Consider the following 20,284-nt stretch of genomic DNA (forward strand, 5'->3'; position numbering starts at 1 on the left):
GCACGCGTTTCGCGGAAAATCGAAGAGCGTGATTTTCCGCGAAAGGCATGCCGACAGGCCGACGCGGCCTCGCGTGGTGGTTGGGCGTAGTGGTTGGGCGTGGTGGTCAGGGGCGAGGACAATCGGTTCCGTGGATCTGACCTGGTACGACGAGTTGACCGACGAGCGGGCGGGCGCGGTGTCCGACCTGCTCGCCGAAGCCGAGCGCGCTGACGGTGTCGCCCCGGTGGGCGAGGCCGTGCGGCTGCGGATGCGCCCCGGTGCTCGCGGCAGCGCCCACCTGCTCGCCCGCTCCGACGACGGCGCGCTGGTCGGCTACGCGCACGTCGACCTCCACGGCGACGCCGACGGCAACAAGGTCGCCGAGCTGGCCGTGCACCCCGCCCACCGCCGCCGGGGCGTGGGCACCGCGCTGGCGCGGGCCGTCGCCGAGCGCGCCGAGCCGCTGCGCGTCTGGGCCCACGGCGACCAGGTCGCCGCGCGGGAGCTCGCCGCCGCGCTGGGCTTCCGCAAGGTCCGGGAGCTGCGGCGGATGCGCATGTCGCTGGAGGCCGAGCTGCCCGCGCCGCGGCTGCCCGACGGCGTCCGGCTGCGCGCGTTCGAGCCCGGCCGGGACGAGGCGGCCGTGGTGCACGTCAACCACCGGGCGTTCTCCTGGCACCCGGAGCAGGGCGCGATGAGCGTCGAGGACCTCCAGCGCAAGCAGGAGGAGCCGTGGTTCGACGCCAAGGGCTTCCTGCTGGCCGTGGACGCCGAGGACCGGCTGCTCGGGTTCCACTGGACCAAGGCGCACGACCAGCGGCTCGGCGAGGTCTACGTGGTGGGCGTGGACCCGGACGCCCAGGGCGGCGGGCTGGGCCGGGCGCTGACCCTGGCCGGGCTGGCGCACCTGCGCGATTCCGGGCTGCGCGAGGTGATGCTGTACGTGGAGTCCGACAACGCCCCGGCGGTGCGCGTCTACACCAAGCTGGGCTTCACGGTCTGGGACGCGGACGTCCAATACGCCCAGTAGTGACGAACCCATCACGTGATGCAAACGCCCAGGTCACGTAGTCACCCGTACGGGGGTGGAGCCGGTCACCTCCCGTGTGGTGTTCACCTCCCGTTCACCCTGTTCTGGGCGGCTGTCCACCATGCCTACCTACCGTCCGTGCCGAGCGGCGTTGGTGCGCCGCGCAAACCGCTTCCGTTAGGTGGAGGACCCAGGTGAAGACCAAGCGGCACGGCGCCGTCATCGGCCTGATCGCGGCCGGCGCGCTTCTGCTCACCGCATGTGGCAGCGACAACAACGCCCCCGCGGGCGGCTCGGCGGCCACCGGCACGTCGTCCACGCCCGTCGAGTGCGGCGGCAAGAGCAAGCTCAACGCCGAGGGCTCCACCGCGCAGAAGAACGCCATCGACACGTTCATCCAGGCCTACCAGCAGCGCTGCCCCGGCTCGGACGTGGCCTACAACGCCTCCGGCTCCGGCGCGGGCGTGAAGAACTTCAACGGCGGCCAGGTGGACTTCGGCGGCTCCGACTCCCCGCTGAAGGCGGACGAGGTCACCAAGGCCGCCGAGCGCTGTCAGGGCAACCCGGCCTGGCACCTGCCGCTGGTCTTCGGCCCGGTCGCCATCGGCTACAAGCTCGAGGGCGTGACCGACCTGGTGCTCAACGGCGAGGTTACCGCCAAGATCTTCAACGGCGCCGTCAAGAAGTGGAACGACCCGGCCATCGCCGCCCTCAACAGCGGCGCGTCCCTGCCCGACAAGGACATCAAGGTCGTCTACCGCTCGGACGAGTCCGGCACCACCGACAACTTCCAGCTGTACCTGCAGGCCGCCTCGAAGGGCGCCTGGACCCAGGGCGCGGGCAAGCAGTTCAAGGGCGGTGTCGGCGAGGGCAAGGAGAAGTCCGCCGGTGTCGCGCAGGCCGCCGGTTCGGTCGACGGCGCCATCACCTACGTCGAGCTGTCCTCCGCGCAGGACAACAAGCTGTCCATGGCCAGGATCGACACCGGCTCCGGCCCGGTCGAGCTGACCACCGAGACCGTCGGCAAGGCCATCGACGGCGCCACCGTCAAGGGCTCCGGCAACGACATCGTGCTGGACCTGAACTCCATCTACGCCACCACCGCCTCCGGCGCCTACCCGCTGCTGCTGGCCACCTACGAGATCGTCTGCTCCAAGGGCTACGACGCCGACACCGCCAAGGCCGTGAAGGCGTTCCTCACCGTCGCGGCCACCGACGGCCAGGCGGGTCTGGCGGACGCGGGCTACGCCCCGGTGCCCAAGCCCTTCCAGGACAAGCTGCTGACGGCCATCAAGGCGATCGCCTGACCAGGCCGCCCACCCTTCCAGCGACACGTTGACGCGATGAACGAACGCATCGTGGCCAAGCGCCCCGCGGACACCGACACCGGTGCCCGTCGGGGCGTTCCGGCTGCTCGACCCGCCCCGGAGGCTCCGATTCCCCCGACCACGGAAGCCGAGAAGAAAGCACCGCACGTTCGGCCGGGCGACCGGATCTTCCGCGGCCTCGCGACGGGATCCGGCGTCTTCATCGTGGTCCTCATCGGGGCCATCGGCCTGTTCCTGCTGATCCAGGCCATCCCGTCGCTGGCCCTGGACAAGGTCAACTTCCTGACCAGCCGCGAGTGGTCCACCGGCGACGTCAACAACATGCGCTACGGCATCCTGGACCTGCTCCTGGTCACCGTGGTGTCCTCAGCGTTCGCCCTGCTCATCGCGATGCCGATCGCGCTGGGCATCGCGCTGTTCCTCACCCAGTACGCCCCGCGCAGGCTGGCCAGGCCCTTCGCCTACGTGATCGACCTGCTGGCCGCCGTGCCGTCGATCATCTACGGCCTGTGGGGCCTGTTCGTACTCGGGCCCGTGCTCACCCCGATCGGCCAGTGGCTGACCTCCACCCTCGGCTTCATCCCGCTGTTCGCCGAGGGCAACGTGAGCATCGAGTTCGGCGGCACGATCTTCACGGCGGGCATCGTGCTGGCGGTGATGATCCTGCCGATCATCACCGCGGTCACCCGCGAGGTGTTCGACCGCACGCCGCCCGCGCACGTCGAAGGCGCCATCGCGCTCGGCGCCACCAAGTGGGAGGTCGTGCGCACCACCGTGCTGCCCTTCGGCAAGGCGGGCTACGTCAGCGCGTCGATGCTGGGCCTGGGCCGCGCGCTGGGCGAGACGATCGCGCTGACCATCATCCTCAGCGCCACCGGCACCGCGTTCGGCTGGAGCCTGTTCGACGGCGGCGCCACGTTCGCCTCCAAGATCGCGCTGGCCGCGCCGGAGTTCAACGACCCCCGGTCGGCGGGCGCCTACATCGCGGCGGGCCTGGTGCTGTTCGTGCTGACCTTCCTGGTCAACGCCGCCGCCCGGAGCATCGTCGCGGGTCACAAGGAGTACGAATGACCACCACGCAGACGGCGGACCTCAACCGCCTGGCGACGCCTCCGACGTTCCAGAGCGTCAGCACCGCGCGCAAGATCAAGAACGGCGTCGCCACCGCGCTGGTCTACCTCGCGTTCCTGATCGCCGTCGTGCCGCTGGTGTGGGTGCTCTACACGGTCATCCAGCGCGGCTTCCCGGTCATCCTGGACATCGACTGGTGGCAGAAGTCCCTGTCCGGCCTGCTGTCCCGGCAGCAGGGCGGCGGCGTCTACCACGCCATCTACGGCACCCTCGTGCAGGGCCTCGTGTGCGGCCTGATCTCGGTGCCGATCGGCCTGTTCGTCGCGGTGTACCTGGTGGAGTACGGCGGGCGGTCCAAGCTCGCCAAGGCGACCACCTTCATGGTCGACATCCTCACCGGCGTGCCCTCCATCGTCGCCGCGCTGTTCATCTACTCGCTGTGGATCACCACGTTCGGCTTCGGCCGCAGCGGTTTCGCGGTGTCGCTCGCGCTGGTGCTGCTCATGGTGCCGGTGATCGTGCGGACCACCGAGGAAATGCTCAAGATCGTCCCGGACGAGCTGCGCGAGGCCTCCTACGCGCTGGGCGTGCCCAAGTGGAAGACCATCGTCAAGATCGTCATCCCGACCGCCCTGTCCGGCATCCTCACCGGCGTCATGCTGGCGCTGGCCAGGGTCATGGGCGAAACCGCGCCGGTGCTGGTGCTCGCCGCGTACGCGCCGTTCATCAACTACAACCTCTTCGACGGCCCGATGGCGTCGCTGCCGCTGCTGATGACCGCGGAGCGCAACAACCCCACGCAGGCGGGCTTCGAGCGGATCTGGGGTGCGGCGATCACCCTGGTCCTGATCATCACGCTGTTCAACCTGCTGGCGACCGTGATCTCGCGGTGGCTGGCCCCGAAGACCAAGTGAGCGGGCGACCATGGCCAAGCGCATCGACGTCAAGGACCTCAACCTCTTCTACGGCAAGTTCCACGCCGTGGACGGGGTCTCGCTCGCCGTGCCCCCGCGCAGCGTGACCGCGTTCATCGGCCCCTCCGGCTGCGGCAAGTCCACGGTGCTGCGCTCCCTGAACCGGATGCACGAAGTGGCGCCCGGAGCCCGCGTCGAGGGCAAGGTGCTGCTCGACGGCGAGGACATCTACGCCTCGTCGATCGACCCCGTGCAGGTGCGGCGGACCATCGGCATGGTCTTCCAGCGCCCCAACCCCTTCCCCACCATGTCCATCCGCGACAACGTCGTGGCCGGGCTGAAGCTGGCAGGGGTCAAGAACAAGAAGAAGCTCGACGAGGTGGCCGAGCGCTCGCTGCGCGGCGCGAACCTGTGGAACGAGGTCAAGGACCGCCTCGACCGCCCCGGTGGCGGCCTGTCGGGCGGCCAGCAGCAGCGCCTGTGCATCGCGCGGGCGATCGCGGTGCAGCCCGACGTGCTGCTGATGGATGAGCCGTGCTCGGCACTGGACCCGATCTCCACGCTGGCGATCGAGGACCTGATCACGGAGCTGAAGAAGGAGTACACGATCGTGATCGTGACTCACAACATGCAGCAGGCGGCGCGGGTCAGCGACCAGACGGCGTTCTTCAACCTGCTGGGAGTCGGTCAGCCTGGGCGGTTGATCGAGGTGGACGACACGGAGAAGATCTTCTCCAACCCGAGCCAGAAGGCGACCGAGGACTACATCTCGGGCCGCTTCGGCTGACCTGTTCACCCTTTCGGGGCCCTTCCGCGTCGTGTCGCGGGAGGGCCCCTTCGCGTTATTGGTACTACAGAGGTCCTCGGGGAGCATCTGCTTCCGGGATGTGTCGTCTCGCGTACAGCAACGGGTCGGTAGCGGTACGGTGTCGGATCGAGGACGTGATCCGCAGGGGGGTGATGGCGTTAGAGGGTACGTGGAGCGCGCCGTCGATGCAGACCGTGTTGCCAAGCACGAACAACCTCAAGCAGGCAGCCGAATCAGGCTCGTTCACGCTTAGCGAGTGCGGATTCTGGGCGTACATCGAGGCCGCACAATTCGACCTCGCTGGTCTCGACTCAAAATTGCTCTCCTTCGGTAGGAGGCGGAACTGCGCGCGAACCCCAATGGTCGGGCGATGAGTCGCCACAACATGGACAGCGCGCTCGGCGGGGCCGGTGCTGCGGATCAATGACAGCACGGCCAGCGTCCGCAAGCGTTACTGAGAGCCGTTGGGATGAGAACCCAGTTGCCCGTGAGTCCGCTGAGCCGATCAATCCTGCCGGTCAGCGTGCTCGGCTTGGTGTTGGTCGGCTGTGCACAGGAGGAGGCTGGCGATTCCTGGCTCATCAGGGGTGGCGTGGCCGCATCGGCAAGTGCGGGCCGAACGACGACTACGACGGCTTCCTCCGGGTGATGACCTGCTGGCTGACTTCGCCTCCTGCGTCGAGATGAACGCCGTTGCCGCTCAGATCAGGTTGACCGCCGTCGAGGAAGACGACATGCGGGAGGCGCGTGACCGGGCTGGCGTCGAGCACTTCGTGCGCGGTCACCGTCGAGGTGACCACCCCGTCCAGGGTTGATGTGGTGGCCTCTGCGAACGCCTCACTGGGCGAAGCCTGCAAGGCGGCGACGGAGGTCGCTGCTGCCATTGAACCGAAGCTTTTGGAATAACCTTCCGCTTGTGTCGCGCTGTTGGTGAAAGTAATTCGAACAACTCCGTCAATGCTGAGATTGGGAGTGCAGTTGATGAGTATGTCCATGGCTCGGACTGTCGTGCCGCTCGTGCTTCTTGGTGTGGCGCTAGTGGGGTGCACCAGCAATGAGCCGGGAAGCCCTTCTGCGGCAACCGCCATCACCACTGATGCTGAAGATGCCACCACGTCGACCAGGCCCGTCTCAGGCGGGGCCTCGCTGGCCGACTTCGATCCCTGTGCCCCGTTCAATGAGATCGCTTCCCAGTTCGGGCTTACGGAGATCGCCGAGGACGACAGCACGAGTTGCAACGCTGAGCTATCCAAATCGGTTAGTGTCCGGCTGGACGTTCATCCGACTCTCGGACTCGCGGACTACAGGTTGCTGCCTCATGCGGAGGCGTCCGACGCCGATGTCGGAGCCCGTAAGGCCAGGTTGGTCAAAAAGACGTTTTCCTCCTCGTCCTGTGCAATGGCCATGGAGGTGACCTCTTCATCCAGGATCGATGTTGTGGCTTCCGCGAACGCTTCACTGGATGAGGCTTGTGACGCGGTGACCAAGCTCGCCACTGCTGTTGAACCAAACCTGCCGAAGTAAGCACCAGGGCGGCAATTGAGACGGCGCTCGCCAATGCCGAAGCGGCTGTGCGTAAAGCGGTGGAGAACTACCGCGCAGTTGACGACGATCACTCAAGTAGATTGTGGAGTTACTGAGGTGAAGGTGCACTTGGTCCGGACCACCGCGGCGCGGACCACTGCGTTGCTCATGCTTGCGGGGCTGGCGCTGGTGTCGTGCTCCGGTGAGGATGGAACCCCTTCACCGGCGACCACGACGACCACCGCCGTAACGGCAAGCACGACCAGGCCCACCTCCACCTCGTCAACGGGGAACGCGCTGGGGAGCGTTGACCCCTGTGAGGCGTTCGACTCCAACGCGTCCCGACTCGGACTCACTCAGGTCGAAGAGGATGACAGCGACAGCTGTACCGCGACTTACTCCGACTCGGTGACCCTGGGGCTCGATATCCACCCGGATAAAGGGCTCGCTGACTTCGTGCCGCAAGCGGCCACGGAACTGTCCGACACGCAGGTCGGTAGCAGGAAGGCGAAGCTTGCCAAGAAGGCCTTCACCTCGTCCTCCTGTGCCGTGGTTATCGAAATCAGCGCCACTTCCAGGATTGACGTCTTCGCTTCGGCGGACGCTTCGCTGGATGAGGCGTGCGAAGCCGTTACTAAGGTGGTGGTGGCCATTGAGCCTAACTTGCCCAAGTAATCTGAAGGCTTGCTGGGTGGGGTGTGGTCTGCCGGGTAGTGGTGGCACTTGAAGGTGCATGGAGCGCTCAGTCCATGCAGGCAATGACGGTGAGCATGCAGGGGTGGAGCAGGCGACGGAGTTGGGCTCGTTCACAATCAGCAAGTCCGACCTGGGTGTACATCAATCAGGGTCGTCGAAGAGGCTCAAGCTGATCTTCGCAAGATTGAGAGCAATGCCCACGGCTTGAAGCGGGAGATCAAGCTTGACGCCAGTCTTGATGCGGTGGTCAGAACCGCTGCAACTTGAAAAGCGCTATGGGTAGGGCTAAAGCCATCGCTTTTACTTCCTGATGGAGCAATTCAAGGCTGCTTCCGCGGGACGTCGGGGTGGTCACATGGAAAGCAGTGAAAAACTGATGCGCGATTGACGATGACCGCGCGAATAACTGTCAGACCTACTGAGGTGGAGGTTAATTTGATCAGGACTAACATGGGTCGGACGGCTTTGTCGGTCGTGCTCACGGTGTTGGCACTGACGTCGTGTAGCGTCAAAACTGGCGATCCGTCTGTCGAGGCTACGGCAACCACCACTACAAGAAGCACGGTGGAGACGGCGTCCGCTTCGGCGGAGGAAAGTGCGTCACTGGTGGACTTCAAACCTTGTCCGGTGCTCGAGTCGATCGCCTCCCAATTCGGGTTGACGAAGATCGAAGAGGACGACAGCACCAGTTGCGATGCGGTGTACTCTGATTCGGTGAGCGTTCGGCTCGACGTCTACCCGGACGCGGGCTTGGTCGACTACTCGCCGGGCCCCAGTTCGGTGATCTCCGATACCAACGTTGGTTCCAGGAAGGCGAAACTGGTAGAGAAGGCGCTTACCTCTTCGTCTTGCGCCGTTGCGGTCGAGGTCGGCGTGTCGTCCAGGGTCGACATCGCAGCCTCTGCAGACACCTCGCTGGACGAGGCTTGTGACGCGGCGGCGAGGGTCGCTGTGGCTGTTGAGTCAAAGCTACCCAAGTAAGCGCCAAGTGGCTGCCGTGTCATCGATGAAGTTGTAGCTGCTTAGGGCGGTGTGGTGAGCAGCAGCGTCGGGATCGGCGACCAACGGGCCCCTTGGCCCTCGTCTCGTATGGTGTGGCGCTACACATGAGTCTTTCGCTGATGTTGAGGCAGGACGGAGTCCCTGTCTCGCGGAGGCAAGAAAGACCTCCACCCCCATGGGAACTCGGTTGCCAAGATGAACTCTTGCGTAGCGGAACTGTTGCGGAAAGGCTGATCTGGGAAAGCTCCTACCTGGTAGTTGTAAGGTGGGCTCGCTTCGCGGAGCTACGTGGTCGCTTTGGTCAACGTGTCGTGGGACGAGGTGTGCGAGGCAGCGGCTGAGGCTGCTGCTGTCGGTCGTGGGTGCCTTGCGGGCCGATCGTGTGATGTCGTTCGATCAAGATGATCTTGATCTGCGTTAGGGTCGGGAACCGGCCGCGTGCGACTGGCGTCGAAGTGGGGACGTGGCAGGTCCGGGAGCGGTACCGTGCTGGGTTGAGCGTGTGTGATCCGCAGGGGGTAGTGGTGGCGCTAGAGGGCGCGTGGAGCGCGCAGTCCATGCAGGCTATGACGGCGAGCATGCGGGGCCTGAAGCAGGCGGCCGAGTCGGGCTCGTTCGCGATCAGCGAGTCCGGCGCCCAGGCCTACATCAAGGCGATCGAGGACGCCCAAATGGATCTTCGCAGGATCGAGAGCAGTACTCACGACTTGAAGCAGGAGACCAAGCTTGGGACCAGTCCCGATGCCGTGGCAATGAGCCGCTACAACTTGGAAAGTGCTATGGGCGGAGCTGGGACCACCGGCATCATTCCCGCGATCGAGCAACTCAAGACCGCTCTTGAGGATGCCAGGGCGGCGATGCAGAAAGCGGTGGAGAACTACCGCGCTGTGGACGACGACCACGCGAACAACTTCCGGAGCTACTGAGGTGAGGGTGCACTTGATCAGGACCGCCACAGCTCGGACCACCGCCTCGCTACTATTGGTGGGGCTGGCGCTGGTGTCGTGCTCCGATGGTGAAGCTGGGGATGCGTCCCCCGTAAGCACCACCACTACCACCACTGATGCGGGTGGCGCGACCTCGTCGACTTCGAAGCAGGCATCGGGCAACGCACTGGAAAGTATTGATCCTTGTGAGGTGCTCAACTCCGTCGCTTCCCAGTTCAACCTCACCAGGATCGAAGAGGGTGATAGCGACAGTTGCGCCGCCGACTACTCGAAGACAGTGACGGTCCAATTCGACATACACGCGGACCGGCGCCTTGCTGATTACAGGCCGGAACCCACCTCCGAACTTTCGGACACAAGTGTCGGTGGCCGGAAGGCGAAACTGGTGAAGAAAGCCCTTACTTCGTCCTCCTGCGCGGTGGCCGTCGAAGTGAGCGCGACGTCGCGTTTCGACGTGTTCGCTTCCGCGAACGCCTCGCTGGACGAGGCTTGTGACGCGGCGACCAAGGTTGCCGCTGCTGTTGAACCGAAGCTGCCCAAGTAAGTACCAGGGAGTCAGCCGTGACATCGCCGAACTCGCAGCCGTCGCAAGGGGACAACCACCACGCGACGAGGGTCACCTACGCAGGCCAGAACGAGGCCGAGCTGCGCGCGGAGTACGAGCGCGAGCGCGATGCCAACGGTCCGTTCGGTGTCCTCACCACGTTCGACGACTACATCCGGTACAAGCAGCAGTCGGCGCAGTACCACCAGCAGCAGGAGCAGAACCTCGAGCAGGTGGTGGAGAGCTACCGCCCGCCGATGTCGCCCGCCGGGTCGTTCTACATGGGCTACGACCACAAGGCTCTCAAGTCCATGGTCACGGAGAACATGGACCCGGCCTCTGCCAACGAGCAGGGCGAGGCGTGGACCAAGATCGGCAACACGCTGGTCGACCTGCAGAACAACCTGACCAAGGCCACGGAGACCAGCAAGGGCGCGTGGCAGGGGCAGGCGGCCGAGGCGGCGCAGGGGTACTTCACCAGTGTCGCGGCTTGGTCGGGCAACGCCGCGCAGGCGGCGCAGCTGACGGGCAACAAGCTCTACAGCCAGCGCACCGCGGCCGAGACGGCGAAGAACTCGATGCCCGAGCCGGTGGAGTTCAGCACCGCCGACGCCTACAAGATGTTCTTCTCCGAGCCCAACCCGTTCAAGTGGGCCGAGACGATCGACAAGATCGAGCAGAAGTTCGAGGAGAAGCAGCAGGCCCACGAGCGGGCGGCCGAGGTCATGACGACCATGTCGACCTCCTTCCAGGAGGCGGGTTCGACGATGCCCGCGTTCGCCCCACCGCCTCCGATGCAGGGCACGGGCGGCAGCGGTGAGAGCGTCGGCACCGGCACCGGGGAGATCAGCGGCAGGCCGACGATGCCCAGCAGCGTCGGGACCGGCACCGGGACCGGCACCGGTACGGGTGCCGACCTGTCGAGCAGCGGTAGCGGTTTCGGCTCCGGGTTCACCGGCGGCAGCGGCACCGGCGGGACGGGCGGCAACACCAACCAGTCCTGGACGCCCGGCACGGGCGGCGGCACGGGTGGCACCGGCGGCGGTGGCGGTGGTGGCGGCGGCACGGGTGGTGGCGGTGGTTACCCCGGTCCCGGTGGCTGGGTGCCTCCCGTTCCGCCCGGTCCCGGTCAGGGGCGGCCCGGTCCGGGCACGCCGACCGGACGTCCGCCGGGCCTGGGTGGGTCCGGTGGGCCCGGTCGTGGCGGTCCTGGCGGCGGTGGCCTGCCCGGCGGCGGTCGCGGTGGTCTGGGCGGTGCCGGAGGCGGTGGTCTCGGCGGGCCCGGTGGCATGGCCGCGGCGGGTGGTCGTGGTGGCTTCGGTCCCGGTGGCCTGGGTGGCGCGCCCGGTGCGGGTGTGCTCGGCGATGCCGGGCGTTCCGGCGCGGCGGGTTTCGGGCCCACGGGTTCGGGGCCTGCCGGTGGTTTCGGCCCCGCGGGCGCGGGTCGCGGTGGTCCCGGTGGCATGGCCGCGGGTGGCATGGGCGGTGCGCCCGCCAGGGGCCAGGGCGACGAGGACAAGGAGCACAAGTCCGCGTCCTACCTGGTGGAGACCGAGGACGTCTTCGGGGACGGCACGATGGTCGCGCCTCCCGTCATCGGCGGGTGAGCGTGTTCTCGTTCGCCTTGTCCCACGCGGCGGCCGACGTGCTGTGGGAGGACCTCAAGCTCGGCAGCCGTCCCTACCCGTTCGACTTCCCCTACCTCGGCCAGACGCTCGACGAGCGGCGCGGCATCCGCAACGCGGTCTACCGCGACCTGGAGTCGCGCGGCCTGGCCGCGCGCGGTCGGGTGTCGGCCGAGGTGGAGGAGGCGCTCACCATGTTGGTGCGCTTCGACTTCTCGCTCAACGCGGTCGCTTCGCTGGACGCCCGCAACGTGGAGCGCCAGCTGCTGGTCCGCGCGGGCGCGCGGGGTGAGGCGGCCGCGCTGGCGACGTTGGACGAGCGGCAGCTGAAGGTCCAGGTGCTGCGCTCGGCCGGGCTGGTGCGCGCGGTGGTGGACCTGGTGCCTCCGGGCAGGCCGGGTCCGGGCCAGTCGGTGACGGTCGCGGTGCCGTCGGCCGCGCCGCCGCCCCCGCCGCGGCGGGACGAGGACTTCGGCCAGAGCACGTTCACCCGCGCGGTGGCGCCGCACTCCACGGGCTCCGCGCAGGTGCGGGCGCTGGAGGCGGTGTTCGAGCGGCCGAAGCTGCGCGCGGGCCAGTTCGGCGTCACGGTGCGCGGCAGGCACGGCCGGGAGCAGCGCGCGCCGCAGATCGCCTGGTTCGACAACGACCAGGGCCGCTACATGTCGCAGACGCGGCAGGGGCAGGACGGCCAGAAGTGGCTCACCCACGCCCCCGCCGACAACGCGCGCATCGCCGCCCAGCTCACCCAGGAGCTGAACGGTCTGCTGAACTAGGCGTCGTCGCCGCCGTAGCCGGGCATCTTGCCGGTGACCACGAAGACGGTGCGCTTGGCCACGGACACCGCGTGGTCGGCGAACCGCTCGTAGAAGCGGCCCAGCAGGGTGGTGTCGACCGCGGACGGCACGCCGTGCGGCCAGTCCTTGTCCATCAGCACGGTGAACAGGTGGCGGTGCAGGTCGTCCATGGCGTCGTCCGCGTCCTCCAGCGAGCGGGCGCGGTCGACGTCCTGGGTGCGGATGATGTCGGTGGCCTCGCGCGCCAGCTCGACGGCGATGCGGCCCATCTCCGCGAAGTACGGCCGCACGGTGTCGGCCAGCACCGGGTTGGGGTGCCTGCGCCGGGCGGCCTTGGCCACGTGCAGCGCCAGGTCGCCCATGCGCTCGACGCTCTCGGCGGCGTGGATCACCGCGAGCACGGTGCGCAGGTCGGTGGCGACCGGGGCTTGGAGCGCGAGCAGCGCGTACGCCTGCTCCTCGATGCTGGCGCGCACGTCGTCGATCTTGACGTCGTCGCCGATCACCTGCTCGGCGAGACCGAGATCGGTCTCCAGCAGTGCCCTGGTGGCGTTCTGCATCGCCTCGCCCGCCATGCCGCACATGTCGGCGAGCCGGTCCGCGAGTTGTCCGAGCTGGTCGTGGTAGGCCTCACGCATGGGGGCAGCCTACGTCCCGGCGGTCGCGCGGGCGACATGCGCCGGTGAACCGGAGGTGAACCCGGAACATCCAGTTCGTGGTGGGATCGGCCCCTTGGAGCTGGGGCGATCCCACCACGTGCGCTAGGCGCAGGGGTCGGCGTTGCCGTTCACGACGGGCAGGTTCGACGGCAGGGCGTTCTCGCCGGGGTCGGCGCCCTGCTGGCCCTGCTGCGGCTGCTGGATCACCTCGTCCCAGTCGGGGCCGATGACGAAGGCCACCGCGCCGCCCATGCTCTCGTCGACCTCGAGCTGGGCGCCGGGCACCGCGGCCTTGAGGGTGGCCGCCGCGTCCTCGTTGCCGGTGGCGTACTTGATGACGGTCTTGTCGGACGAGCCCCTGCTCGCGTTGACGACGGTGAAGCCCAGGTTCTTCAGGTTGTTCGCGGTGCGGGTGGGCGTCGCGTTGTTGGCCCTGTCGCCGTTGATGACCTGGATCTTGATCGTCTTCGGGTCGACGACCTTGCCCTCCTGCTTGGTGGGCGCGGCCTTCTGCTCGGTGGCGGGCGGGGTGGACCCGGCGTCCGGGGTCTCGCCGGGCAGCGGGGTGCCGTCGATGATGGCCTGGAACAGCTTGCGGGCGTCTTCCTCCTGCAGCATCTCCAGGTTGTCGCCGGTGTCGAGGGTCGGGCCCTCGTCGGTGTAGTGCGGGACGGTGACGAAGCTGACCCGCCCGGCTTCCAGGCCCTGCAGGGACTGGCCCAGCATCAGCATGTCCTCGACGCCGATGTTCTGGCCGACGGTCGACGCGGCGAACGCGTTGAGGAAGGCGTTGAGCTTGCTGGGGTTGAGCAGCATCTCCTTGGACAGCGCCTCGCGCAGCAGCGCGGACAGGAACATCTGCTGGCGCTTGATGCGGTCGAAGTCACCGTTGGGCTCGGTCTTGACGTACCGGGCGCGCACGTAGTCCAGCGCCTTCTGGCCGTCGAGCTGGTACTTGCCCGGCTTGTCGAAGATCATGCCCAGCTCGCCGTCGTCCATCACGTGGGGGACGCAGACCTCGACCTTGCCGACCGCGTCGACCATGCCCTTGAAGCCGTTGAAGTCGACGCTGATGAAGTGGTTGATGGTCAGCCCGGTCAGCTCGGTCATGAACTTGCTGACGCACTTCGGGCCACCGTCCGCATAGGACTGGTTGGCCAGCACGCCTTCTGCGGGCTCCAGCATGGTGCCGGTGTAGGTGTTGGTGTTGGGGTCCCACTGCTCGCACGCGGGCCGGGTGACCCGCAGGTCGCGCGGCACGGAGACGATCACCACGCGCTTCCGGTCGGCCGGGATGTGGGCCAGCATCAGCACGTCCGAGCGCGCGCCCTGGGTGTTCTGCGCGTCGCCGACGCCGTCCTGCGGCTTGGCGCCCGCGCGGGTGTCCGAGCCGACGATGAGGAAGTTCTCGTCGCCGAGCTGCTTCTCGGCCTGGTGCACCGCCTGGCTGTTGGCGCCCAGGGCGTCGATCTCGGTGAACTTGCTGTCCACGTAGAGCATCGCGCCCCAGCCGAGGCCGGTGGCGATGAACACGATCGCCGAGGCGGACAGCGACAGGCCCTTGATGATGCGGACGATCTTGCTGTGCTTGGGCGTGCGGCCGCGCCTGCGCGGGGTGTCCGGGTCGTCCGGGTCGTCGTCCTCGACGGGCGCGGCGTACTCGGTGGCGTCCTCGTCGTGCTCGGCCTTCCACGGCATGAGCTTCTGCCTGCGCTCCTTGCGCAGCCGCTCCTGCTCGGCCAGCTCGTCGTGGACGGCGGAGAACCGGGCGAGGGTGTGGTCCACCTCGCGCCGCTTCTTCACGTCCTCGCTGATGGCCTCCATCTCGGTGGTGAGGCTCATCGGGTCGATCTGCTCGCGCGGTTCGGGGCCGGGCCGCGCGCCCAGGGCGGGTTCGCCTGCTGGCGGACCGGGGGGCGGCACGGGTCGCGGCTGCCGGGTGCCGGTGCCCTCGGGAGCGCCCGCGTCGCCGGGGACGGGGCGTGGTGTGCGTGCGCCGGTGGCCTCGGGTGCCAGCCTGCGGGGGCCCTCGGGCTCACCGGGAATCGGGCGTGGTGTGCGTGCGCCGGTCGCTTCGGGTGCCAGCCTGCGGGGGCCGTCTGGTTCGCCGGGAATGGGGCGTGGCGTGCGGTTGCCGGTGGCCTCGGGCGCGAGCCTGCGCGGACCTTCGGGCTCGCCGGGGATGGGGCGTGGCGTGCGTGCGCCGGTGGGCTCGCCGGGGACCGGGCGCGGATGGCGTGCACCGGTGGGCTCGGGGGCGAGCCTGCGGGGGCCGTCGGGTTCGCCGGGAATGGGGCGTGGCGTGCGGTTGCCGGTGGCCTCGGGTGCCTGCCTGCGCGGACCGCCCTCGGCGGCGGGGAGGTCGTGCTCGGGGCCGTCCTCGCCCGGAGCCAGGCGACGGGGGCGGCGCGCGGCGTCCTCGCCCGGCGGCACGGGGCGCGGCTGCCGCTGGCTCGGCTCACCCGCGAGGCGGCGGGCGGCGTCACTCGGCGGGACGGGCCTGGGCTGGCGGTTGCCGGTGGCCTCGGGGGCGCTGCGGCGCGGGGGCTCCTCGTCCGGCAGCGCGCGGCGGGCGCGGCGGCCGGTCTCCTCGGGGCGGCCCGTGTGCGGGGGGCTGTCGGGGCGCGCGCGCCTGCCCGTGGGTTCCCCGGCGGGTTCCTCGGGACGGGCGCGGCGGCCCGTGGGCTCACCGGGGGCGGGCGGACGGGGACGGGTGCCGGTGGCGTCCGGTGCCTGCCTGCGCGGGCCGGGCTCCGGGGGGTAGGGCTCACCGCTCGCGGGCGGGGTGGGGCGTGGGCGCGCGGCGCGGCGGCCGGTCTCGTCCGGTCGCGGGGGCGCGGGGGGCCGCTGCGCGCTGCCGGGAACCGGGTGCGGACCGGCTTCGCGCGGCGGCGCGGGTCTGCGTCCGGGGTCGGCGGGCGGTGCCGCGGGGGGCGGGGCGGCGCGGCGACCGGTGGGCTCGGCGGCCGGAGGCGGGGTCGGGGCGGCGCGCCGCCCGGTGCCGGGCTCGGGCTGGGCGGGCGGAACGGGCCTGGGGATGTTCGTGCGGCTGTGCCGCTCCACCAGGTCGGACACGCTCAGCCCGCCACCGGTCTCCAGCGACCTGCGGCGACGGCCGGTCGGCTGGTCGTCCTGCGGCGTCTGCTCGCCTCGGGGTCCGGTGCCGCCACGGCGGGGCTCGTCGGGCACCCGATCTCCCTTCAGCGTCGGTCATTAGCGGGTCGTCATCACGAGTTGACGACATCAAGGACACAGTGGTTGCACCAACGGCGTGTCACTTGCGCACGCGATACTACGGATGAGCGCCAGTCCTGACGACCACTGCCGGTGATACAGGGGTCGTCAGTAGCCAAGTACGCGCAGCAGGCTACGCCCGAATGGGTGAGTTGTCCTTGTTGCTCAGTAACCAACGACGCGGGATTCGGCGATTCCCCGTCGCCCAGAAGCGGGACCGGCGAGACGCACCCGACCGCCCTCCCGGTACGCCACGGCGTTCCGCCCGGACTGCTTCGCGGTGTAGAGCAGGCTGTCTGCCCGCAACAACTGCTGCTCCGGCGCCACCGGGGGCCGCGACACCGCGTCCCCGGCGGGCGGCTCGTAGGCCAGGCCGATGCTGACGGTCACCCGCAACCCCGGCGCGAGCGAAGCCCAGGCGTGACGCTCGACACGCATCCTCGCCGCTTCGGTGATCTCCACCGCGCTCGCCGGGTCGACGTCGGGCAGCACGAGGACGAACTCCTCGCCGCCGTAGCGGGCGCAGAACCCGCCCTCGGGCAGGTCTTCCTGCAGCAGTTCGACCACGCGCTGGAGCACGCGGTCGCCCAGCAGGTGCCCGAAGGTGTCGTTGACCTGCTTGAACCAGTCCAGGTCGATCAGCGCGATGGCCAGCCCGCCGCGGGTGGCGCCGCGCTCGCTGACCATGGCCACCAGCCGCTGGTCGAGGTAGCGGCGGTTGTAGCTGTCGGTGAGGCTGTCCCGCAGGCTCTGCTCGCGCGCCTCGGCGTGCTCGCGGCGCAGCCGGTCGACCTCGCGGCGCAGCTGCTCGGGGATCTGCGGCTCCTCCTCCTGGTCGGCGCAGACCAGGTCGAACGCGGACCGCAGGTGCTGGTACGCCTGGCGCCACTGGCCTCGGGAGGCGAGCAGCGCGGCGATGGACTCGTGCAGCTGCACCAGGTCCGTGCCCCCGGACGCCGATGGCGCCCCGTCGGGCTGGCGGGCGCGGTCGGATTCGGCGACCTCTGGTCGCAATGCGGTCATCGTGCTCACCTCCCTACTTGCCAAGGTGTCGTCCCTCATGAGTCGGCGCTTGAGCCGGCGGGACGCGTCACAGGTTGATTTCCCTCGACTGGCTGACTGTGCACTGCCCCGAAACGGTGACGTTCGATGATCGAGTTGGCGGAGCGTGATCGCCGGTTGCTCAGCCCGCGCAGGGCGCGAAGCCGTACGCCTTGCCGTTGAGCAGCACGACGTGCTGGGAACCGATCTGACTGCCCAGCTCAGCGCCGTCCTGCAGCAGGGTGACGGTCACCGCGACCACCAGGACCACCCCGCGTGGGTGCTCGTCCTCCCCCGGTGGTGTCCAGTCCGCGTCCAACCGCAGCGTGGACATGGTCGGCTGGACCCTGAGCGTGCCGCTGGGCAGCTCGCACTCGTCCTCCCGGAAGTCCGGGTGCTGGGTGTCGCGCAGCAGCTCGCGCTGCTCGGCCATGCCCTGCCCGCCCGCCTCGTTGAGGTCGGTGAAGTAGCCCTCGACCAGTTGGCGCTCGACGTCGGTGACCCGCAGCGGGCGGGCCGCGCCCGGCACGGCCGAGCCGCACCCGGCCAGCAGCAGCGCGCAGACGGTCAGCAACGCGCCCCGCAAGCGGCCTCTGTCACCCACCCGAGTGCATCTCTTCGGTGTCGGGGACCATGGCGTCCTCCGGGTCGTCCAGCCAGCCCTCCGGCAGCACGACCTTCGCGGGCGAGCCCTGCCGCCCGCGCGGCCCCTCGGCGTCCTGCGGGTAGGGCGCGGTCGGGTCCAGCTGGCCGATCAGGTCCTCCAGCTCCGCCACGGTGCTCACCATCGCCAGCGACCGGCGCAGCTCCGCCCCCACCGGGAAGCCCTTCAGGTACCACGCCATGTGCTTGCGCAGGTCGCGGATGCCCTTGTCCTCACCGAGGAACGCCGCGAGCAGCACGCCGTGCCGCCGCAGCACCTCGGCGACCACGCCCAGGTCCGGCCCGGCCGGGACCGGCTCGCCCCGGAACGCCGCCTGCAGCTCCCCGAACAGCCACGGCCGTCCCAGGCAGCCGCGCCCGACCACCACGCCGTCGCAGCCGGTCTCGGCGACCATGCGCAGCGCGTCGGCGGCGCTGAAGATGTCGCCGTTGCCCAGCACCGGGACGCTCGTCACGGCTTCCTTCAGCCGTGCGATGGCCGACCAGTCCGCCTGGCCCGAGTACCGCTGGGAGGCCGTGCGCGCGTGCAGCGCAACCGCTTGCGCGCCCTCCTCCTCGGCGATGCGACCCGCGTCGAGGTAGGTGTGGTGCTCGTCGTCGATGCCGATGCGGAACTTCACCGTCACCGGCACCCCGGCGGGTTCGGCGGCGCGCACCGCCGCGCGCACGATCCGGCGGAAGAGCTGCCGCTTGTAGGGCAGCGCCGCGCCACCTCCCTTCCTGGTCACCTTGGGCACGGGGCAGCCGAAGTTCATGTCGATGTGGTCGGCGCGGTCCTCGCCCACGATGAACCGCACCGCCTCGGCCATCGACGCGGGGTCGACGCCGTAGAGCTGCATCGAGCGCGGGTGCTCACCCTCGCCGAAGGTGATCATCTGCATGGTCTTGGGGTCGCGCTCGACGATCGCCCGAGCGGTGATCATCTCGCACACGTACAGCGAGCCCGCGCTGCCGAACTCCCGGCACAGCTGCCGGAACGCCACGTTCGTGATGCCCGCCATGGGCGCGAGCACGACCGGCGGGTCGACCGCGTACGGGCCGATCTTGAGCGGGGGGATCGCAGGAGCCACGCTCCCAGGCTAGCCGCTGCGCACCCGGTGAAAGGCCGTTGTGCGCGGCGCTACCCGAACCCCGTGCGCGCAGGCGGGGCGGGTGCTGCTCGGGGCGCTCACCCGGCTCATCCGGCCACCACCCAGTCGTTGCAGCGGATGGGGTTGCCCGGCGGGTACTCGAAGTCGCACTCGCCGAGCAGGGTGAAGCCCGCCTTGCGGCACACCGCGTTCGACGCCGGGTGGTCGACGCGCGGGAAGGCGTGCACCGGTCTGCCGCCCGCGCGCCGCACCACGGCCTCGGCGGCGGCCGAGGCCACGCCCCGGCCCTGGAACGCGGGCAGGACGCTCCAGCCCACCTCGTGGACCTCCGCGTCGTGCCGGCTGCGCGGCCAGTACCCGACGCAGCCCGCCTGCTCACCCCCGACGCTGACCCGGTACATCCGGCCCCCGGTCAGCGCCAGGTAGCGCCGGTGCCGGGCGAGGACCTGCTCCGCTGTCTCGGGGCCGCCCAGCTGCGCCGTCAGCTCGGGCGCGTTGAGCAGGCGGAGGAGGTCGACGTCGCCCTCGGACCAGGGCAGGAGTTCGATCTTCGCGGTCATGGCGGACACCCTGCCCGAGGGGTGCGACAGTTCTCAGAAGCGGACCGTCAGGCAGCCCAGCCGGGCGCCCGCCGTGCCCGCGTGACCGGGCTCGGTGTGGGTGCGCTCCGCGTGCAGGACGATCGAGTTCGCCCGCCGATCGGTGAACTGCCACGGCACGACCGTGTGAGCGATGCCGCGACCGCGACCGTCCGTGGTGAAGTCGAGCCAGATCTCGTTGCGCGGGTTCGCGAACGAGGGATCTGTGGAAGGGCTCACCGGATCGGGGACGTTCTGGTAGTGCGGGCCCGCGTCCTCGGGCTTGGGGCCGCACGGGTTGACGTGCGCGTGCGTGCCGTAGTCGCGGTGCGGCAGCAGGCCGGTCACGCGCAGCGCCACCGCCGTGCGGCCCGCGACCGGCAGGACCATGACGGTCGCCCGCGCGCCCGCGGGGACCCGCTCGTCGTAGCTGATCAGCTCGCCGGGAGCGGGCGCGAACGAGGCGGCGAGCGCGAACGCCATCAACAGGTGCATGGTTCCTCCCTAGTGGGCGGCGGGGCCGCTCACCAGCGGTGCCACCCGTTCCGGTGGGGTGGCACCGCGCCGAACGCGTCCGTTCCGGCGGAAGGGGCTTTGGTGGGCCGCCAGGGACTCGAACCCTGAACCCGAAGATTAAAAGTCTCCTGCTCTGCCAATTGAGCTAGCAGCCCTCGGCCACAGCTTACCGAGGCGGCGGACCGCCGTGGGGGAGCGGTGGTCGGCGGGTGGATGTGGTCGCGGTCACGTGCC

20 protein-coding genes and 1 tRNA gene are annotated in these 20,284 nt (G+C 69.2%); 11 read left to right on the forward strand and 10 right to left on the reverse strand.

Annotated elements, in window-relative coordinates; genetic code table 11:
• Positions 1–130 precede the first annotated feature (130 nt).
• The 5 genes from mshD (at position 131) to pstB (ending at position 5,112) form a co-directional block, all read left to right on the forward strand.
• Positions 131–1,012 (forward strand): mycothiol synthase, encoded by an 882-nt coding sequence (gene mshD / locus IEZ00_RS15315; protein ID WP_189223940.1) that lies wholly within the window; start codon positions 131–133, stop codon positions 1,010–1,012.
• 194 nt (positions 1,013–1,206) lie between these two features.
• Positions 1,207–2,319 (forward strand): phosphate ABC transporter substrate-binding protein PstS, encoded by a 1,113-nt coding sequence (pstS, locus tag IEZ00_RS15320; protein WP_189223941.1) that lies wholly within the window; start codon positions 1,207–1,209, stop codon positions 2,317–2,319.
• Between the two features lie 36 nt (positions 2,320–2,355).
• A complete protein-coding gene (pstC, locus tag IEZ00_RS15325) occupies positions 2,356–3,411 on the forward strand; it encodes a phosphate ABC transporter permease subunit PstC (RefSeq protein ID WP_189223942.1) in 1,056 nt (351 codons plus the stop codon).
• Positions 3,408–4,325 (forward strand): phosphate ABC transporter permease PstA, encoded by a 918-nt coding sequence (gene pstA, locus IEZ00_RS15330; protein WP_189223943.1) that lies wholly within the window; start codon positions 3,408–3,410, stop codon positions 4,323–4,325. The genes pstC and pstA overlap by 4 nt, the downstream gene beginning before the upstream one ends.
• 10 nt (positions 4,326–4,335) lie before the next feature.
• Positions 4,336–5,112, forward strand: coding sequence for a phosphate ABC transporter ATP-binding protein PstB (gene pstB, locus IEZ00_RS15335; protein WP_189223944.1), 777 nt, complete (start codon positions 4,336–4,338; stop codon positions 5,110–5,112).
• Between the two features lie 647 nt (positions 5,113–5,759).
• Here the strand turns inward: pstB and IEZ00_RS15340 are convergent.
• Together IEZ00_RS15340 and IEZ00_RS15345 are read right to left on the reverse strand one after the other, a co-directional pair.
• Positions 5,760–6,128, reverse strand: coding sequence for a hypothetical protein (locus tag IEZ00_RS15340; RefSeq protein WP_189223945.1), 369 nt, complete (start codon positions 6,126–6,128; stop codon positions 5,760–5,762).
• Between the two features lie 321 nt (positions 6,129–6,449).
• Positions 6,450–6,749 carry a hypothetical protein gene (locus IEZ00_RS15345; RefSeq protein WP_189223946.1) on the reverse strand — a complete coding sequence of 100 codons (300 nt, stop codon included), beginning with the start codon at positions 6,747–6,749 and terminating at the stop codon, positions 6,450–6,452.
• Between the two features lie 25 nt (positions 6,750–6,774).
• On the opposite strand from IEZ00_RS15345, the gene IEZ00_RS15350 reads away from it, so the two are divergent.
• The 6 genes from IEZ00_RS15350 (at position 6,775) to IEZ00_RS15375 (ending at position 12,247) form a co-directional block, all read left to right on the forward strand.
• Positions 6,775–7,332 carry a DUF3558 domain-containing protein gene (locus IEZ00_RS15350; RefSeq protein ID WP_189223947.1) on the forward strand — a complete coding sequence of 186 codons (558 nt, stop codon included), beginning with the start codon at positions 6,775–6,777 and terminating at the stop codon, positions 7,330–7,332.
• A 648-nt stretch (positions 7,333–7,980) separates the two neighbouring features.
• Entirely contained in the window at positions 7,981–8,334 is a 354-nt protein-coding gene (locus tag IEZ00_RS15355) for a hypothetical protein (RefSeq protein ID WP_189223948.1), read from the forward strand.
• 521 nt (positions 8,335–8,855) lie between these two features.
• Complete coding sequence (locus IEZ00_RS15360) at positions 8,856–9,281, forward strand: hypothetical protein (protein WP_229795832.1); 426 nt, start codon at positions 8,856–8,858, stop codon at positions 9,279–9,281.
• 58 nt (positions 9,282–9,339) lie between these two features.
• Entirely contained in the window at positions 9,340–9,846 is a 507-nt protein-coding gene (locus IEZ00_RS15365; RefSeq protein WP_189223949.1) for a DUF3558 family protein, read from the forward strand.
• A gap of 17 nt (positions 9,847–9,863) precedes the next feature.
• Positions 9,864–11,453: a hypothetical protein gene (locus IEZ00_RS15370; RefSeq protein WP_189223950.1), complete on the forward strand. Its 1,590-nt coding sequence runs from the start codon at positions 9,864–9,866 to the stop codon at positions 11,451–11,453.
• Entirely contained in the window at positions 11,450–12,247 is a 798-nt protein-coding gene (locus IEZ00_RS15375) for an ESX secretion-associated protein EspG (protein ID WP_189223951.1), read from the forward strand. The genes IEZ00_RS15370 and IEZ00_RS15375 overlap by 4 nt, the downstream gene beginning before the upstream one ends.
• Here the strand turns inward: IEZ00_RS15375 and phoU are convergent.
• The 8 genes from phoU to IEZ00_RS15415 form a co-directional block, all read right to left on the reverse strand.
• Positions 12,244–12,906, reverse strand: a complete 663-nt coding sequence (phoU, locus tag IEZ00_RS15380) for a phosphate signaling complex protein PhoU (protein WP_189223952.1) — start codon at positions 12,904–12,906, stop codon at positions 12,244–12,246. The two genes, IEZ00_RS15375 and phoU, sit on opposite strands and share 4 nt — an antisense overlap.
• 123 nt (positions 12,907–13,029) lie before the next feature.
• Positions 13,030–16,116, reverse strand: coding sequence for an LCP family protein (locus tag IEZ00_RS15385; RefSeq protein WP_189223953.1), 3,087 nt, complete (start codon positions 16,114–16,116; stop codon positions 13,030–13,032).
• A 210-nt stretch (positions 16,117–16,326) separates the two neighbouring features.
• Positions 16,327–17,184 (reverse strand): GGDEF domain-containing protein, encoded by an 858-nt coding sequence (locus IEZ00_RS15390; protein ID WP_189223954.1) that lies wholly within the window; start codon positions 17,182–17,184, stop codon positions 16,327–16,329.
• A 160-nt stretch (positions 17,185–17,344) separates the two neighbouring features.
• Positions 17,345–17,806, reverse strand: a complete 462-nt coding sequence (locus IEZ00_RS15395; RefSeq protein ID WP_229795743.1) for a hypothetical protein — start codon at positions 17,804–17,806, stop codon at positions 17,345–17,347.
• Positions 17,799–18,935, reverse strand: a complete 1,137-nt coding sequence (dusB, locus tag IEZ00_RS15400; RefSeq protein ID WP_229795744.1) for a tRNA dihydrouridine synthase DusB — start codon at positions 18,933–18,935, stop codon at positions 17,799–17,801. The genes IEZ00_RS15395 and dusB overlap by 8 nt, the downstream gene beginning before the upstream one ends.
• Before the next feature lie 107 nt (positions 18,936–19,042).
• Positions 19,043–19,516 carry a GNAT family N-acetyltransferase gene (locus tag IEZ00_RS15405; protein ID WP_189223955.1) on the reverse strand — a complete coding sequence of 158 codons (474 nt, stop codon included), beginning with the start codon at positions 19,514–19,516 and terminating at the stop codon, positions 19,043–19,045.
• Between the two features lie 33 nt (positions 19,517–19,549).
• Complete coding sequence (locus tag IEZ00_RS15410) at positions 19,550–20,029, reverse strand: superoxide dismutase (protein WP_189223956.1); 480 nt, start codon at positions 20,027–20,029, stop codon at positions 19,550–19,552.
• 100 nt (positions 20,030–20,129) lie between these two features.
• Positions 20,130–20,205 (reverse strand) — tRNA-Lys (locus tag IEZ00_RS15415).
• Positions 20,206–20,284 lie beyond the last annotated feature (79 nt).

This window comes from Saccharothrix coeruleofusca (assembly GCF_014648515.1).
Taxonomy (GTDB): domain Bacteria; phylum Actinomycetota; class Actinomycetes; order Mycobacteriales; family Pseudonocardiaceae; genus Actinosynnema; species Actinosynnema coeruleofuscum.